Origin of the sequence: Klebsiella sp. NPDC088457, assembly GCF_044900465.1 — a bacterium.
Lineage (GTDB): Bacteria > Pseudomonadota > Gammaproteobacteria > Enterobacterales > Enterobacteriaceae > Klebsiella.
In genome coordinates this window covers 69,754-85,577 of sequence record NZ_JBJDNH010000015.1, presented here as the reverse complement: position 1 = coordinate 85,577, position 15,824 = coordinate 69,754, and the positions used below count along the sequence as shown (strand labels likewise).

The 15,824-nt window shown below is 55.7% G+C and carries 11 protein-coding genes and 2 pseudogenes; 4 read left to right on the top strand and 9 right to left on the bottom strand.

The genetic code is table 11. The features are described from left to right. Nucleotides 1-59 precede the first annotated feature (59 nt). Nucleotides 60-614 carry a GNAT family N-acetyltransferase gene (locus tag ACI2JR_RS11885; RefSeq protein ID WP_132725413.1) on the top strand — a complete coding sequence of 185 codons (555 nt, stop codon included), beginning with the start codon at nt 60-62 and terminating at the stop codon, nt 612-614. Between the two features lie 40 nt (nt 615-654). Here ACI2JR_RS11885 and pbpG read toward each other — a convergent pair whose 3' ends face one another. Both pbpG and ACI2JR_RS11875 read right to left on the bottom strand, forming a co-directional pair. Then, complete coding sequence (gene pbpG, locus ACI2JR_RS11880) at nt 655-1,602, bottom strand: D-alanyl-D-alanine endopeptidase (protein ID WP_462478628.1); 948 nt, start codon at nt 1,600-1,602, stop codon at nt 655-657. A gap of 235 nt (nt 1,603-1,837) precedes the next feature. Next, nucleotides 1,838-2,425, bottom strand: coding sequence for a Yip1 family protein (locus ACI2JR_RS11875; RefSeq protein WP_132725417.1), 588 nt, complete (start codon nt 2,423-2,425; stop codon nt 1,838-1,840). Nucleotides 2,426-2,632: 207 nt separating this feature from the next. Between ACI2JR_RS11875 and ACI2JR_RS11870 the strand changes: the two genes are divergently transcribed. Next, the gene (locus ACI2JR_RS11870) at nt 2,633-3,202 is read left to right on the top strand and encodes a DedA family protein (protein WP_132725419.1); all 570 of its coding nucleotides are present in this window, start codon (nt 2,633-2,635) and stop codon (nt 3,200-3,202) included. Between the two features lie 63 nt (nt 3,203-3,265). Here ACI2JR_RS11870 and mdtQ read toward each other — a convergent pair whose 3' ends face one another. Further along, nucleotides 3,266-4,705: a multidrug resistance outer membrane protein MdtQ gene (gene mdtQ / locus ACI2JR_RS11865; protein WP_462478627.1), complete on the bottom strand. Its 1,440-nt coding sequence runs from the start codon at nt 4,703-4,705 to the stop codon at nt 3,266-3,268. A 123-nt stretch (nt 4,706-4,828) separates the two neighbouring features. Between mdtQ and ACI2JR_RS11860 the strand changes: the two are divergent. Next, nucleotides 4,829-5,562: pseudogene (locus tag ACI2JR_RS11860) on the top strand (class I SAM-dependent methyltransferase). A gap of 38 nt (nt 5,563-5,600) precedes the next feature. On the opposite strand, the gene ACI2JR_RS11855 reads toward ACI2JR_RS11860, so the two are convergent. The 5 genes and pseudogenes from ACI2JR_RS11855 to ACI2JR_RS11835 form a co-directional block, all read right to left on the bottom strand. Beyond that, the gene (locus ACI2JR_RS11855; RefSeq protein WP_462478626.1) at nt 5,601-6,995 is read right to left on the bottom strand and encodes a glycoside hydrolase family 1 protein; all 1,395 of its coding nucleotides are present in this window, start codon (nt 6,993-6,995) and stop codon (nt 5,601-5,603) included. A gap of 15 nt (nt 6,996-7,010) precedes the next feature. Next, a pseudogene (gene bglF, locus ACI2JR_RS11850) lies at nt 7,011-8,980 on the bottom strand (PTS beta-glucoside transporter subunit IIABC). A 33-nt stretch (nt 8,981-9,013) separates the two neighbouring features. Next, a complete protein-coding gene (bglG, locus tag ACI2JR_RS11845) occupies nt 9,014-9,847 on the bottom strand; it encodes a transcriptional antiterminator BglG (RefSeq protein WP_132725427.1) in 834 nt (277 codons plus the stop codon). Nucleotides 9,848-10,011: 164 nt separating this feature from the next. Continuing rightward, complete coding sequence (locus ACI2JR_RS11840) at nt 10,012-11,691, bottom strand: family 43 glycosylhydrolase (RefSeq protein ID WP_462478625.1); 1,680 nt, start codon at nt 11,689-11,691, stop codon at nt 10,012-10,014. 21 nt (nt 11,692-11,712) lie between these two features. Continuing rightward, on the bottom strand, nt 11,713-13,053 hold the full coding sequence (locus ACI2JR_RS11835; RefSeq protein WP_462478624.1) for a glycoside-pentoside-hexuronide (GPH):cation symporter: 1,341 nt from the start codon (nt 13,051-13,053) through the stop codon (nt 11,713-11,715). A gap of 198 nt (nt 13,054-13,251) precedes the next feature. Between ACI2JR_RS11835 and ACI2JR_RS11830 the strand changes: the two genes are divergently transcribed. After that, entirely contained in the window at nt 13,252-14,112 is an 861-nt protein-coding gene (locus ACI2JR_RS11830) for a helix-turn-helix transcriptional regulator (RefSeq protein ID WP_132725433.1), read from the top strand. Between the two features lie 44 nt (nt 14,113-14,156). Here the strand turns inward: ACI2JR_RS11830 and ACI2JR_RS11825 are convergent, their stop codons facing one another. Then, nucleotides 14,157-15,521, bottom strand: coding sequence for a carbohydrate porin (locus ACI2JR_RS11825; protein ID WP_132725435.1), 1,365 nt, complete (start codon nt 15,519-15,521; stop codon nt 14,157-14,159). Nucleotides 15,522-15,824: the final 303 nt, after the last annotated feature.

Here is a 15,824-nt window from a genome sequence, read left to right as displayed (position 1 = left end):
TATTACGCTGCACGCCGGAGAAACGCATCTCCGGCAAACCAGGTTAAGGAGTCCCTCTCATGTCCGAAGCGGATATGTTACACGGCGCTGAATTAGAAATCCGCGAAGCCCTGCCCGATGACGCGCACGCCATCGCCGCGCTATACGTCTGGCACGTGCTGAATGGACGCGCCTCCTTTGAAGATATTCCCCCCACCGTCGACGAAATGCGCAAGCGGATCAAAACCGTGCGCGATAACGGGCTGCCGTGGTTGGTTGCGCTATGGCGCGGGACGATTGTCGGCTACTGCTACGCCACCTTTTACCGCCCGCGTCCGGCCTATCGCTACACCCTTGAGGAGTCGATTTATGTCGAATCCGGCATGGGCGGGCGCGGCATCGGCAGCGCCCTGCTGGCGCAGCTGATTGCAAAATGTGAACAGGGGCCGTGGCGGCAGATGCTGGCGATTATCGGCGACGGGCATAACAATGCCGGTTCGCTGGCGATCCACAAAAAATTTGGCTTTAGCGTGGCGGGTCAGCTGCGCAGCGTCGGGTATAAGATGGGGGACTGGCGGGATACCTTGATTATGCAGCGCCAGCTCGGTGAAGGCGACTTAACCATTCCGGAATAAAAACATCCCCCGCCCGCCTGCGCGAGTCGGGGGAGAGGCATTAATCGTTTTGCGCGGTCTGCGCGCCGCCTTTCAGCATGGCATCCGCCATCTGCGCTTCACGCTGCTTTTTATAGCTCAGCGCGGCGGCCGGAACCGGCATCACCTTCCCGGTCTCAACCCAGGTACGCAGGCGGCTGGCATCGGCAAAGTGGGTATATTTCCCGAAGGCGTCCATCACCACCAGCGCCACCGGGCGCTGATTAATCACCGTACGCATCACCAGGCAGTGGCCGGCGGCGTTGGTAAAGCCGGTTTTGGTCAGCTGAATATTCCAGTTATCGCGATATACCAGATGGTTGGTATTGCGGAACGGCAGCGTATAGGCCGGATGGGCAAAGGTCGCGGTATCTTCTTTCGTGGTGCTCAACTTGCCAATCAGCGGATATTGCTCGCTGGCAATCAGCAGCTTCGTCAGGTCACGGGCGGTGGAGACGTTATGAATCGACAGCCCCGTCGGCTCAACATAGCGGGTATGAGTCATCCCCAGCGCCTGGGCCTTGGCATTCATGGCGCGAATAAAGGCGTCATAGCCACCGGGATAATGGTGGGCAAGGCTCGCGGCGGCGCGGTTTTCCGAGGACATCAGCGCCAGCAGCAGCATGTCGTGGCGGCTGATTTGGCTGTTCAGGCGCACGCGCGAATAGATGCCTTTCATCTCTGGCGTATGGCTGATATCCACGCTCAGCATCTCGTCTAACGGCAGATGCGCATCCAGCACCACCATCGCGGTCATCACTTTGGTAATCGACGCAATGGGGCGGACCAGGTCCGGCTGGCTCTGGTAAACAATCTTTTTGCTGGCAAGATCGACGATCATCGCACTCCCGGAGGCTATCTCCGGCTGCGCGGCGGCAAGGGGCGCGGGGGTTTTGGCAATCGCCTGAGGCGCAAAAGGCACAGCCAGGAGCAACGTCAGGCTGAGCAAAGAAACTCGAAATTTCGGCATCGTGAACATTCTGAAAAGTATTTTTGCACGTGATTAACGTACGCTGCGACGCCGGGGAACAGGCGACGCTGGCAAAGCCTATCATAGCGCGCCATTACGGCACCTGACTAATAAGAATCGTGAACAAATGCTGCATTGCCGGCATAAATATCCATTTATGCCGGCAATAGATCAGTCCTGATCGCATTCCGCTTGCCGCCCCACCGGCGGGCGGCGTGAAGGGTGCCGGGTCTGGCTAGAAAAGGCGGTAGCCGTAGCCCCACAGGACCACGGTGATCGCCAGCAGGACTTCCAGCACCAGTACCCCGATGGCGAGGGTGGAGCTGGCAAAGCTAAGCCCCTCTTCTTTATTGATGCTCAGGAATGTCGGAATACCGAGGTACAGCAGATAGCCGGTGTAGAACAGAGCGACCGTCCCCACCAGCGCACACAGCCATACCAGCGGATAGAGCGCCACCAGCCCGCTAAGAAAAATCGGCGTCGCGACATAGCCCGCGAACACCATGCAGCGTTTTAGCGATGGCCGCTGCGGATAGCTTCTGGCCATCCACCAGATGATCCTCCCCATCACCGCCACGCCCGCCAGCATCACGGCGTAGAAGACCACCGCCAACGCCAGACCGGTTAACATCGACAGTTTTACCACGTTGCCATCGCCGAAGTTCCAGCCAAGCTGCGTGGTACCGATAAATGCGCAGATAACCGGAACCGCCGCCATGACCAGTACATGGTGCGTATAGTGGTGCGAAACGGTCTCGTTTTCGCTCTTGATAACGCTCATCTCTTGATTCGGATGAGAGAATAGTCCCCAGACATGGTTCATAGCGTCCCCCTTGTCACGGCCTCGTACAGCACTGATCCAAGTATAATTCACCCTGAGAGATTATTTTGTATACAGCAATAAAAATGCGCTTAACCGTGTTTGAAGCTGCAGGGTGTATGATTAATGGATTGATAATTGATACCTTTGATCATGCACGTTGCCGGAGAGACAGCGTGAAACAGGAAGGGTAAGGGAGTTTATCTTTGTATGGATATCAATAACCTGATTTCCCAATATGGCTACGCTGCGCTGGCGATCGGCAGCCTGGCGGAAGGCGAAACCGTCACCCTCCTTGGCGGCGTGGCGGCGCATCAGGGCTTATTAAAGTTTCCACTGGTGGTGATCTCGGTCGCGCTGGGCGGGATGATTGGCGACCAGCTGTTGTACCTGCTGGGCAGGCGCTTCGGCGGCCGGTTGCTGCGGCGCTTTTCCCGCCATCAGGCGCGGATTCATAAAGCACAGCGTATGATTCAGCGTCGCCCCTATCTGTTCGTGATTGGTACCCGTTTTATGTACGGCTTTCGGGTGATCGGGCCATTGCTGATCGGCGCCAGCCGCCTGCCGCCAAAAGTGTTCCTGCCGTTAAATATCCTCGGCGCGCTGGCCTGGGCGCTGTTATTCACCACCCTCGGCTATCTGGGCGGAGAAGCCATTGGGCCGTGGCTGCATCATCTTGATGGCCATCTGAAACACATTATCTGGCTGGGGCTGGCGATTGCGCTGGTGGTGGCCGCCCATTGGTGGTTCCGGCGCCGCGAGGCAAAAAAGAAAGAGTAGCCGCGACGGGCAAAGCGCACCGGGGTATCCCCGATGCGCTTATGAGCCGGTCTGCGCGGCGGTTTATTTTGTGGTCTGGTGGTAGCCGCCGCCCAGCGCGGAGGTCAGCTGTATACTGGCATCCAGCCACTGGCCTTGCAGGCGCAGCGCGGTAATGCGTTCCTGTAGCGCGGGCAGTCTGGCGAGGCTGACTCTCGCGCCCGGCAGAATCCCAGCTTTCATTCGCTGTTCGGCCAGATTCACCGTCCGCCGGGCATTTTTTTCGACCTGCAGCTGCTGCTGGTTTTTCTCCATCAGCGTCTCCACCTGACTGGCGGTCTTCGCCACCTGGTTCACCGCATCAACCACCGCTTTGTTGTACTTCGCTATCGACAGGTTATTCTGCGCGCTGGCAATATCCAGGTTGGCGTTGAGCCGGCCGCTATCAAAGACAGGCAGCGTTAGCCCGGCGGTAAGCCCCATCTGCTGCGCGGAGTGGCGGAACAGATCGCTCAGGTGCAGCGCATCCTGTTGCAGGAAAGCCATCAGGTTAATATCCGGATAGAACGCCGCTTTCGCCGCATCGACTTCGCTCAACGACGCCGCAATATACCAGTGCGCCTCCTGCAGATCCGGACGGCGCGCCAGCAGTTCATACCCCAGCTCTGTTGGCATCTGCGCGCTGACCGCCGGCAGAGTCGCCGGCTGCAGATTCAGCGCCTGGCTCTGGCTGTTGGTCAGCGCCATCAGGCGGGCTTCAATTTCTTTCATATGACCGGCAACATCGGCCAGCTGCTGATCGGTTTTGCTGACATTGATATCGTTCTCTGCCCCTTCGGCGGAGTTGGTGATCCCGCGCTGGTACAGCGCCTGGTCGACGCTGACGATATTATTTTGCTCAGCCTTCACCTGCTGCAGGACATCTTTCACCGCCGCTTCGGTCTGCCACTGCCAGTAAAGACGCGCCACGCTGCTGGCCAGTAGTTCGCGGGTTTGCGCCTGTTCGGCGATGTGCGCTTTGACCTCACCAATACGCGCTTTGACCAACGCGCGGTTTTTCCCCCACAGGTCCAGATCCCAACCCGCCGTCAGGCCAAAGGCGCCGTTGGTATACCACGGTCCGGTATTACCGTCGGTATCCGTCGCAAACGGCCCCATCAGCCCTTCTGCCGACATTTTCTGCCGTTCAACATTGGCGGAAAAATCCATCTCCGGCCCAAGACTGGCTTGCGACATGCGCGCCTGCGCTTCTGCCAGCTTAATACGCTGGTTGGCAATTTGCATATCCGGGGCATTGGCCAGGGCGCGTTGAATCAGGTTATTCAACTGTGGGTCACGGTATTCCTGCCACCAGTTGCTTTGCGGCCAGCCATTTTTAACGGCGGCGGGCAGATCCATAGAGACATGGGAGGCAGGGATCTGCTGCTGCGGCGGTTCCCCGATATCATGGGACGGCGCGCAGCCAACCAGAACAATGGCCAGGGGTAACCCAGCCAATACGCTTTTTCTGAGAGTAAAATTCATTGGATAGATCGGATGATTAAATAAGGCCGATTATAATAAGTGATATAAAATTAAGCCGTTAAGTAAAATGTGTGACTAAATACCCGGATAATTAAAAATAAACAAATCATTCATGGAGTGATAATGAGCCAGAATATTTACGATGATCCTGATTTTTTTGCAGGATATGCCACTCTCGACCGTTCGGTAAAAGGGCTGGACGGCGCGCCAGAATGGCCGGCGATTCAGCAGATGCTGCCGCCGTTATCCGGCCTGCGGGTTGTTGACCTCGGCTGCGGCTACGGATGGTTCTGCCGCTGGGCTCGTGAACAGGGGGCCGCGCAGATTAGCGGTCTGGATATTTCCCGCCGGATGCTCGATCGCGCGCGCGAAATGGGCCAGCACGACGGGATTGACTATCGCTGCGCGGATTTACAGACCCTGGCTCTCCCCGCCAACAGCTGCGAGCTGGTCTACAGTTCGCTGGCGCTGCATTACCTTCCCGACGTTGCCCCGCTGTTCGCCACGATTTATCAGGCGTTAACCCCGGGTGGGACGCTGGTATTTTCCGCCGAACACCCGATCTACACCGCCCCGCCGCGTCAGGGCTGGCAACAAGATGAAACCGGGCAAAAAGCTGGCCGGTGAGCCATTATCAACAGGAAGGCGAGCGTATCAGCAACTGGTTCGCCGACGGAGTGAAAAAACAGCATCGTAAGCTGGCGAGCTGGATAAACCTGCTGATTGCCGCGGGTTTCAGGATTGAGCATCTTGACGAATGGGGGCCAACGGCGGAACAAATCGCCGCCCAGCCGGGCCTTGATGAAGAGAAAGAACGGCCGATGATCTTTTTGCTGCGCGCCCGCAAACCGGCGTAAGCGGTGAGCGGCCCGGAGGACCCGGGCCGCCGGGGATATTACTCTGTTAAGCTGCCGCCATTGCTGGCAATCACCTCTTTGTACCAGTAGAAACTCTTCTTCTTACTCCGTGCCAGCATCCCGTCCCCCCGATCGTCACGATCGACGTAAATAAAGCCGTAACGCTTGGACATCTCCGCTTTTGAGGCGCTGACCAGATCGATAGGCCCCCAGCTGGTAAAGCCCATCAGCTCCACGCCATCTTCGATGGCTTCCCGCGCCTGTACCAGATGGTCGTTGAGGTAGCTGATGCGATAATCATCATTAATCGATCCGTCGGCCTCCAGCCGATCTTTCGCACCGAGACCATTTTCGACAATAAACAGCGGCTTTTGATAGCGATCCCACAGCACGTTGAGCAGCGTACGCAGGCCCAGAGGATCGATCTGCCAGCCCCATTCCGAGCTCGCCAGATGCGGGTTTGGCACCATGCTGAGAATATTACCCCGCGCCTGCTTATTGAGTTCCTCATCGGCGGTGACGCAGCCGGTCATGTAATAACTGAAAGAGATGAAGTCCACGGTCTCTTTCAGCGCGGCGCGATCGGCATCGGTTATCGTCACCTCGATCCCCTGGTCGCGGAAATAGCGCAGCATATAGCCGGGATAGCTGCCGCGACACTGGACGTCGCCGAAGAACTGCCAGCTGCGGTTCTGCTGCAGGGTTTCAAACACATCTTCCGGTTTACAGCTTAGCGGATACATTAAGCCGCCGAGCAGCATATTGCCGATTTTACCGTCAGGGACGATCTCATGGCAGGCTTTGACCGCCAGCGCGCTGGCCACCAGCTGGTGGTGTATCGCCTGGTAGACCGCCGCTTTGCTGCTGCCTTCCGGCAGGCCGACGCCGGTCATTGGCGCATGCAACGACATGTTGATTTCGTTAAAGGTCAGCCACAGCTTGACCCGCTCCTGATAGCGCGTGAACACCGTCCGCGCGTAGCGTTCGAAGAAGCCGATCGCCTCGCGGCTGCCCCAACCGCCGTAGTTTTTCACCAGCGCCCACGGCATTTCATAATGCGATAGGGTCACCAGCGGGGTGATGTTGTGCTGCGCCATTTCAGCAAACAGCCGATCGTAAAACGCCAGCCCGGCTTCGTTCGGTTCGGCATCGTCGCCGTTGGGGAAAATACGCGTCCAGGCAATCGACACCCGCAGACAGTTAAAGCCCATCTCCGCAAACAGACGGATATCTTCCGGGTAACGATGGTAAAAATCGATCGCGATATCTTTGATGCCGCTGTCGCCCGGAACACGCTCGACGACGTCGCCAAACACGCCGTGCGGCTGCACGTCCGAGGTCGATAATCCCTTGCCATCTTCCAGGTAAGCGCCTTCCACCTGGTTTGCCGCGGTCGCGCCGCCCCATAAAAAGGTCTGTGGGAATTTCTTCATCTTTCTCTCCTGTGATTAATGGCTTACGGACAACAGCGGCTGACCGGCATCGACCACGCTGGTGGAGACAATGTCGAGTGAACGATAATCGTCGCTGTTGCTGATAATAATCGGCGTCGCCAGGTCATAACCGGCGTCGAGAATGGCCTGACGGTCAAATTCAATCAGTAAATCACCGGCCTGTACCTTATCGCCTACCTGAACGTGGGCGGTAAAGGGCACGCCATCGAGCTTGACGGTGTCGATGCCGACGTGGATGAGCAGCTCAATGCCGCTATCGCTGAGTAGTCCAATCGCGTGTTTAGTCTCGAATAACGACGCCACCTCCCCGGAGAACGGCGCAACCACCTTGCCGGCGGCGGGAATAATCGCCACGCCCTGCCCCAGCAAACCGCTGGCGAAGGTGCTGTCAGGAACCTGATCCAGCGCCAGCACGGTGCCGGACATCGGAGCCAGAATCGCGTTTTCCGACACCACCGCGACCGGGACAGCCTTTGCCGCCGCGCCTCTGGCCGGCAGCCCGACGGCAAAGGTCAACGCGCAGGAGATAACCAGCGCGGCCACGATGCCAATCACCCCACCCCATACGGTGGCGTCAATCCCCTGCGGCGGGATCATCTGCGCCAGGGTGAAAATGTTGGCAAAACCGAAGGAGTAGACGTGGCTATCGCTAAGGCCGACGATAGCCCCGCCGATGGCGCCAGCGACGCAGCCAAAGATAAACGGACGGCGCAGCGGCAGATTCAGACCATAAATCGCCGGTTCAGTAATGCCAAAGATCCCGGCGGACACCGCCGAACCCGCCAGCACTTTTTGTCGCGCATCGCGGGTGCGCAGGAAGATCCCCAGCGCGGCCCCCACCTGGCCCATGACCGCGGGCAGCAGCATCGGCAGCATCGAATCATGTCCCAGTACCGTCAGGTTATTAATCATCAGCGGGATCAGCCCCCAGTGCAGGCCGAATATCACGCAAACCTGCCATAGCGCGCCCATCGCCGCCCCCGCCAGCCACGGCGCAACCGTGTAGATAATCTGGTAGCCGTGGGCCAGCAGCTGGCTTAGCCAGGTGGCCACCGGGCCAATCGCCAGGAAGGTCAGCGGGACCACCAGAGCAAGACAAATCAGCGGGGTGAAGAAGTTTTTCATCGATGAAGGCAGCAGAGCGTTACTTTTACGCTCCAGCCAGCAGCTGACCCATGAAGCGAGGATTATCGGGATCACTGAAGAGCTGTAGTTGATAAAGGTCACCGGTATACCGAGAAAGTACTCTGCCGCCGCCCCCGGCGCCTGGCTGGCGTCAAAGGCCTGAATCATCAGCGGGTGGGTTAACGCGCCGCCGATCACCATGGTAATAAACGGACTCCCGCCGAATTTTTTCCCGGCGGTATAGCCCAAAAACAGCGGGAAGAAAAAGAACAGCGCGTCGCTGGCGGCAAACCAGATTTTATAGGTCGCCTGCTGAGGCGCCAGCCAGCCGCAGACCACTGCCAGCGCCAGCAGCCCTTTGAGGATCCCCGAGGCCGCCAGTACGCCAATAAACGGAGTAAAAATACCGGAGACCACATCAATCACCTGGCCCAGGAGCGACGCTTTCTCGCCGCTTTCCGCCACCGGCTCGCTGTCGTCCGTCAGGCCCGCCTCGTGACGCACCGCCTGCCAGACGTCGTGGACGTGGTTGCCGATCACCACCTGGAACTGACCGCCGCTCTCCACCACCATGATCACGCCAGGGTTGGCTTTCAGCCCTTCGGCATCGGCTTTTTTATTCTCTTTGAGCTTAAAACGCAGCCGTGTAGCGCAGTGAACCAGACTCACAATATTCTCTTTGCCGCCTACCCGGCTAAGAATATCCTGCGCGAGTGCTTTATATTCCATGCTGTTTTCCTTACTTCCGCTGCCCGCAGGCAACCGTGACTGAGTGTAAAAATAAAAAAAACCCGAGAACAACGCCGGGTGGCGTCGCGCTCAGGTTTTGCCTGCCTAATGCAGTAACAATCCAGTAGTAATGCGAAGGGGATTTAGCGCCCTTCTTTTCTCACCCGTTCGATATGAATAGCGAGAAACATAATTTCTTCCGTCGTCAGCGAACGCTGATAGCTTTTCTGCAGATGACGAGCGACGGTTTCCGCACACTTCCACGCTTTGGCGTAGTTGTCTTTCACCGCGCTATGCAAAGTGATGTCATCATCTGCCACCACCGTGCGCGTTAGCATCCGCTGGGCGAAAAACTTCAGATGGGTGACAAAGCGCTGGTAGCTTAGCGACTCTTCGTCATAATTCAGCTGCAGCTGATACTTCACCAGCTGCAGGATTTCCTGCATCACCCGGGTCACGTGCATCACTTCCGGCATTTCGCTGTTGAGCTGTGCGGTCACCAGATGTAGCGCAATAAACCCGGCTTCATCTTCGGCAAGCTCAACGCCGAGCCGCCTGGCGATAATCGCCCGCGCTTCCTGACCCAGCTCAAACTCCTTCGGATAGAGCCGCTTAATGTCCCACAGCAGGACGTTGCGAATCGTCACCCCGTTCTTTTGCCGTTCAATGGCAAAGTGGCAGTGGTCGGTCAGGGTGATATACAGACTCTCCTGGAGCTTACCCAACCGCCCGCGCGCCAGCTCGATAATCCGATCGCAGGTGGTCATCACTTCTAACGGTATCTGACTGAGTAGTTCACCTAAACGGCCAACCAGTTCATCGCTCTGCAGCGCGAAGACCTTTTCAATTTTACTTTCATCCAGCGAGTCGCCGACGCGTTTCTGAAAGGCAAGCCCTCGCCCCATCACCACCTGTTCGCGTCGCTGCTCATCTAAAACAACCACCACATTATTATTAAGAACTTTGGCGATTTGCATATGAACCCCAGAAACAAAAAAACCTGACCCCCGACAAACGCCAGGAAATCAGGTTTTGCCTGCCGAAGCAGTAGCAATCCAACCCCCGCACTGTAGCAATTTCTTCCGCCGTCTCAACTAATGAAGCAGAAAAACGTGATACGGATCGCGACTAATCCGCTTATCTATGCCGGCTGCGGTAGCGAACGCTGCTCAAACGCGCGATATTCCAGCGAATAAAACGCCGCCTGCCGCCGGTGGTAGGCGGAATCCACGCAGCCAATACCGACAAACGCGCCGGTAAATTCGCCATAGCGACTATATTCATCGGAAAACAGGGCGGTGCTGTAGGCCTGGCCTATTGCATGAAAGGTCTGGTTGTCCGGCGACCAGAAAAACTGCGTCGACTTTCCGTCAATCGCCAGCCGCAGATAAACCGGGCCATCCACGCCAGCCACCGTTGCCAGATGATCTTCCCGCTTCAAGCCGTTATCGACATGGATGACATACAAGCGCGAGCGCTGTTGCCGGTCGTCGAAGGTTTTCTGCAGGAACAGATAGTTCATGTTGTCGTAGTACAGCACCAGCCCGGCGCCGTGCTGGAACACCTCGGGTTGAAAATCCATGCATGCCGTCAACGTGGCGTACACCGAGGTCAGCTTCCGCGCCAGCAGGCTGACGCGGTTCTCAGAACACAGCGACTCCTGACCGCGCAGCGCCAGATACCCCTGGTCGGGCGCATAGCGCGTAAAATCCGCGGCCGGAATGCGCGGCGCGTACCACCCGGGCGGCAGTACCTCCGCAGAAAAATCGACCCGCTCAACCCGCTCCGCCGCTTCATCAACCGTCGCCGACGGCCCCAGATCGACATATTCCTGCGCCAGATTGCCGCCCGCGTTCAGGCGCAGCCACCCCTCCGGCGTCCAGTGCATTTTTTGGAGCGCGGTCTCCCGCCCCAGCGTGCAGGCCAGTTCCGGAAGCAGCGGCCGGCCGCACAGGTGGGCCACAATAACATTCCCGTGCTCATCTTCGACGTAGCTGGCGTGACCGGATTTTTGCAGCGTCGATGCCGGGTTAAAACACTCACGCCGGAGATAATCTTTATCAAACGCCGAGGCGGATGTTTTATCGATATGCACCGGTTTTTGCAAATCGTCCGCCCGCGCGGAGGTTAGCAGCGGACTTTGCGGATCTTTTTGATAAGGACCCAGAATATGCTGCGCCCGCCCGAGGGTCACGCAGTGGCCGTAGCCGGTGCCGCCCTCGGCGCACATGATGTAATAATAACCATTGCGCCGGGTGATATGCGCCCCCTCCGCCATGCCATATACCCCCTGCCAGATACGCTGCGGATAGCAAACCGCCGCTTTCGCCTGCGGATCGTACTCCACGATGGAGATCGCCCCGGCATAGCCATCGCGGGTCTCCCAATCGACGGCGACAATCCACTTTCTGCCATCATCATCATGGAAAATGGAGGCGTCATAGCCCACGGAGTGGATATAGACCGGGTCGCTCCATGGACCGTTAATCTCCGCGGCGGTGACCAGATAGTTATCGACATCAAAATAGCGGCCATTCATGGCGTTCATGATGCCGTAAACCACGTAAAACAGCCGGTCGGCTTCACACCAGGTCAGACACGGCGCCCAGATACCTTTGGCGGAACGTAGCTTGCGCAGATCCAGAGTTTGCGGATCGTTCAACACGTGGCTGCGTAACGTCCAGTTCTCTAAATCGGTGGAGTGATAAACCGGAATGCCGGGGAACCATTCGAATGACGAAACGGCAATGTAATACTCATCGCCCCGCCGACAGATTGCCGGATCCGGATGAAAACCACGTAATACAGGATTTTTAATCATCAACTACGTCCTTTTAATAAATTATAACGCACCGGGTTTTTCCACCGCCGCCAGCGACCGATCGGATAAAGAATACCGGCGCATGACGATCGTCAGCGCCAGAACCAGCACCGCCGGTAATACGGTAAAAATTAATTTAATAGTCAGTATCGCCGCCTGCGGTTGCTGTGCCGCGCCGCCAATATAGCCACTCCATGACAATAGCCAGCCCATCAGCGCACCGCCGATCGCAATGCCTAATTTGATAGCAAAAAGGTTGGTTGAAAAAACGATGCCACTCATTTTCTTACCGGTATCTCGTTCAATTGCATCGACGACATCCGAGAGCATCGCCCATTGTAATGGCGTGGCCGCCAGTTGAATAAAATTAATCGCCATAACAAAAGCAAAAATAATCACTAACGATGAATGAGCAAAGAAATAGAGCGCGGCGAGTAATATCGCCTCCAGCAACATCGCCAGCTTAAACCCGCGAACTTTATCCATATCGCGAAATATATAAACCGAAAAAATCGTCCCGACTAACCCGGAAACAATTGACACGGTAATCATCACACTGCTCATGTCGCTACGTTGCAACACGTAATTGCAGAAGTAAATAATGATCCCCATTTTAAAGATAACCGCCACCAGATTGATGACGTTAAGCGTAAAGAGGATCCGCCAGTCCCGGTTTTTCAATAAAATACGTAGATCCTGCAACAGACTTCCGCGATTGGCGTCGATCGCCGCAATCGAGGTCTCTTTGGTCAGGAAGAAGCACAGATAAAACAAAATAATGCCCAGGCTACTAATCAGCACCATGGCATAAAAGTAGCCATGCTGGATATTCCCTTTCCCCAGCCACGCTACCGCCGGAAGCGCGGCCACGGAGACTAATAATCCTCCCGCTGAGCTCATGGCGAAGCGCCAGGATTGCAACGATACCCGCTCGACGGAGCTCTGGCTGATATTATTAATCATCGCGCAATAGGGAACATTAATGGCGCTATATAACAGCGACAGCAGGGTATAAGAACCGTAGGCATAAATCAGCTTGCCGGTATAGGAAAAATCAGGCGTATAAAAGGTCAACATGCACATTACGCCAAAAGGAATAGCAAACCACAGTAAATAAGGACGAAACTGGCCATATCTGGTTCGCGTGCGGTCAGTCACCGCCCCGATCCCCACATCAAAAAAGGCATCGATTACCCGGACGGCTAAAAACATCGTTCCCATATGTGCCGGTGACAAACCAAAAATATCCGTATAAAAATAGGCCATAAATAACATGATGGATGACCAGACCAAATTACAGGCGGTATCTCCAAGCCCATAGCCCATTTTCTGATACCAGTTTAACGGCATTATTCTGTTCATTGACGGTAACCCCATACAAGTAAAGGTTGTTGCTGCTGACAAGGCCATTGTAGGCCCATCGGCGCCGTCGATATGTATAAAGAGAGGATGGCTATATAATAAAAGTGAACCTGCCCTGTGATGGCTATCGCATTTACATTAAGAACGCTTTTTATTTTATTTGCCGATCGTCATATAGTATAAAAAAGGAGACGTTGTATGCATGATGACCCGGTCACCTATGAAAATATCATTACCCTGACGCAAGAACTCTACTACCTGCAGCAATATCAGCTCCCCGAGTATTCCGGCGATGATGTGAAGACGCATTTTCACTTTATGTATGAATTGATGTGGTTCGATCGTTCCTGTGGTTATTTTGGTATCAACGATCGCCAGATCCCGATAAAAAACGGCACGCTGATTTTCGTCCCGGCGCTGATCCCTCATGCGATGTACCTGCTTCCCGAGCGCAATCACAATCGCTATCTGTTCCAGTTTGAATTTGATTTTTTAAATCCGCTGGCCGTGAGCCATTTTTCCCGGCAAAAGGATCGCATCCGGGTTTTGTATCCGGATTCAGCGACCGGCGTGCAGCTGACGGCGCTTTTTGACTGGGCCGTCAGTCAGGGGAAGAAACCGGAGAATCAGGCGGTATTTTTGAAAAGCATCGCCCTGCTGATGGAGTTCGTGTTCTCCCTGCATCACGATGATGAGACCTTCCCCCATGCTCCCGGCAGCGGTTTTGTCAGCAGAGTGCGGCAATTATTGTATGAGATTGAAGAGAATAAGGCCTGGGAGACCACCACTCTGGAGGCGGCGCAGCGGTGCCAGGTGTCGAAGTCCTACTTTTCGCGCACGTTTAAGCAGCTGTTTAACATGACGTTCAAAGAGTATATTTTTCTCCGTAAGCTCAAGGTGGCGGTTCAGCTGCTGACCTCCAGCCAGCTAAAAATTGTCGATGTCGCCCAAAGCGCGGGCTTTACCGATAGCGCCTATTTCTGTTTACGCTTTCGCCAGCACCTCGGCTGTACGCCGCTGGAGTTTCGCGACCGTCTGAATAACCGGCACGTTGGATAGCATCCGCCCGTACGGCGGGCGGATGCCTGTCCGGCCTTCGCGGTTCAGAAGGTCACCACGGTTTTCCACTCGATAACCCAGGCATCCTGAGTCTGCGCCACACCGCCCGGGCGATGCCAGTACTGCAGGCCCGGCTGCAGCTCAAGCCACGACACCGGACGCAGGCGATAGTACAGTTCCGCATTCAGCGAATGGCCGGCCACCGGCTGGTAGTTCGCCGCAGAGTAGTCCGTCGCCCCGCTCATCTCGTTCATATACTGTTGGTTACGCGCGTAGTGGCTGCTCATATCCATCCAGGTCAGGCCAAAACCCAGCCAGTCTTGCGGGCGGGCGTCGAACAGGCCGCGATAGCGCATTGATGCGGCCACGGCGGTATGGATGTAGTTGCTGCGCCGATCGCTATAGCTGCCGCTCAGCGAGACGCTCATGCCCCGGTTCGCATCGTCGGCATGACGGGTGATCTGCTGATTCATCCCGCTGTACAGAAACCAGGTGCGGTTATGCTGGGCATATCCCTGCGGGTCGCTGGCCCCAGGACCGCCGGATTTTCCCGTATAAAGATCGCTCTGCGGCGCATTGGTAAAGAGTACCCCCAGGTTCCAGGCGCCGGGCAGCCCGCCGATCGTCGGTCGCGCTTCGATCTCGACCGGCAGCAGAATGCCTTTACTGCCTTTTGTCGACCAGCTCCACGCATGGCTGCGGGATGAGGCCTGCGGATTCTGCTCCATAACCCCGCCTTTCAGCGTCAGCGTGGGGGTCAGTTTATATTCAACGGTCGTCCCCCACGTATGCACATTCCAGTTATTCCAGGTCAGCGAATTGGCGGACTTACCGCCGCACTGTGAAAGCATCTGGAAATCGCAGGGGATAATCTGATCGAAGGTCTGGACCTTATTCATCATCCCGATACGCCAGGTCAGACGGCGGTCATCGAAGCTGCGGGCAAAGGTCAGCCAGCCGAGACGGGTAATGGACTGCCCTCCCCAGCTCTCCTGGGTCAAATCGTTAAAGTTGACGCGCGGATCCTGCAACCGCCGGGTGGTCAGATCATCGTTATGGTTGCGGTTAACGATATTGCCTTCAATCCGTGCGTCCGGGATCCCGGTCCAGCGTTCCAGATCCTGGTTAAAGGTCAAAGCAAACTGGTCAATATAGGCCAGATGTTTATCATGGTTATAGCCGCCGCCGGCGTTGTAGCCCATTTCATTGAGATAACCGAGATTATAATTAAACCCGTTATCTTCGAGGATCGGGCGAATTCCCAGCATATCGCCAAGCAATCCTTGTTGCGGTTTTTCAAAACCTAATACCGTACCGTTCCATTTTTCCGTTTCCGCAGCGAAAGCGCCGGGAACTAACAGCGAAAATGTCACCAGCAACAGGAGATGATTTATTTTCTTGTTGTGCATAAAGATATCCATTGTGACTGCGTAAAGGTAATAGCTGGCCCCAGGCAATAAAACCGCCCGTTTTTAGTCTTCATTTTTATTTTTGCAATAGCTGCCCGTCAGTCATCCAACTGCTTTATTAATGCAACCGACCTTAGCATAACTTATTGTTTTAAATCGTCATTTAACCCCTCAAAAATAAAAGGCAAAAAAAAACCTAAGCACTCCCGCCACGAATGACGGAAGTGCTTAGGTTTTGCCTGTAATCAGTAGCAACCCTGAATATAAGAACCCCCACAATATCACTCAGCGACAGAAATGCCC

Excerpts from the sequence above, each read along its gene's own strand:
- ACI2JR_RS11825 (WP_132725435.1), bottom strand. The coding sequence starts at position 15,521 with ATGCACAACAAGAAAATAAATCATCTCCTGTTGCTGGTGACATTTTCG.
- ACI2JR_RS11875 (WP_132725417.1), bottom strand. The coding sequence starts at position 2,425 with ATGAACCATGTCTGGGGACTATTCTCTCATCCGAATCAAGAGATGAGC.
- pbpG (WP_462478628.1), bottom strand. The coding sequence starts at position 1,602 with ATGCCGAAATTTCGAGTTTCTTTGCTCAGCCTGACGTTGCTCCTGGCT.
- ACI2JR_RS11870 (WP_132725419.1), top strand. The coding sequence starts at position 2,633 with ATGGATATCAATAACCTGATTTCCCAATATGGCTACGCTGCGCTGGCG.
- bglG (WP_132725427.1), bottom strand. The coding sequence starts at position 9,847 with ATGCAAATCGCCAAAGTTCTTAATAATAATGTGGTGGTTGTTTTAGAT.
- ACI2JR_RS11840 (WP_462478625.1), bottom strand. The coding sequence starts at position 11,691 with ATGATTAAAAATCCTGTATTACGTGGTTTTCATCCGGATCCGGCAATC.
- ACI2JR_RS11830 (WP_132725433.1), top strand. The coding sequence starts at position 13,252 with ATGCATGATGACCCGGTCACCTATGAAAATATCATTACCCTGACGCAA.
- mdtQ (WP_462478627.1), bottom strand. The coding sequence starts at position 4,705 with ATGAATTTTACTCTCAGAAAAAGCGTATTGGCTGGGTTACCCCTGGCC.
- ACI2JR_RS11855 (WP_462478626.1), bottom strand. The coding sequence starts at position 6,995 with ATGAAGAAATTCCCACAGACCTTTTTATGGGGCGGCGCGACCGCGGCA.
- ACI2JR_RS11885 (WP_132725413.1), top strand. The coding sequence starts at position 60 with ATGTCCGAAGCGGATATGTTACACGGCGCTGAATTAGAAATCCGCGAA.
- ACI2JR_RS11835 (WP_462478624.1), bottom strand. The coding sequence starts at position 13,053 with ATGAACAGAATAATGCCGTTAAACTGGTATCAGAAAATGGGCTATGGG.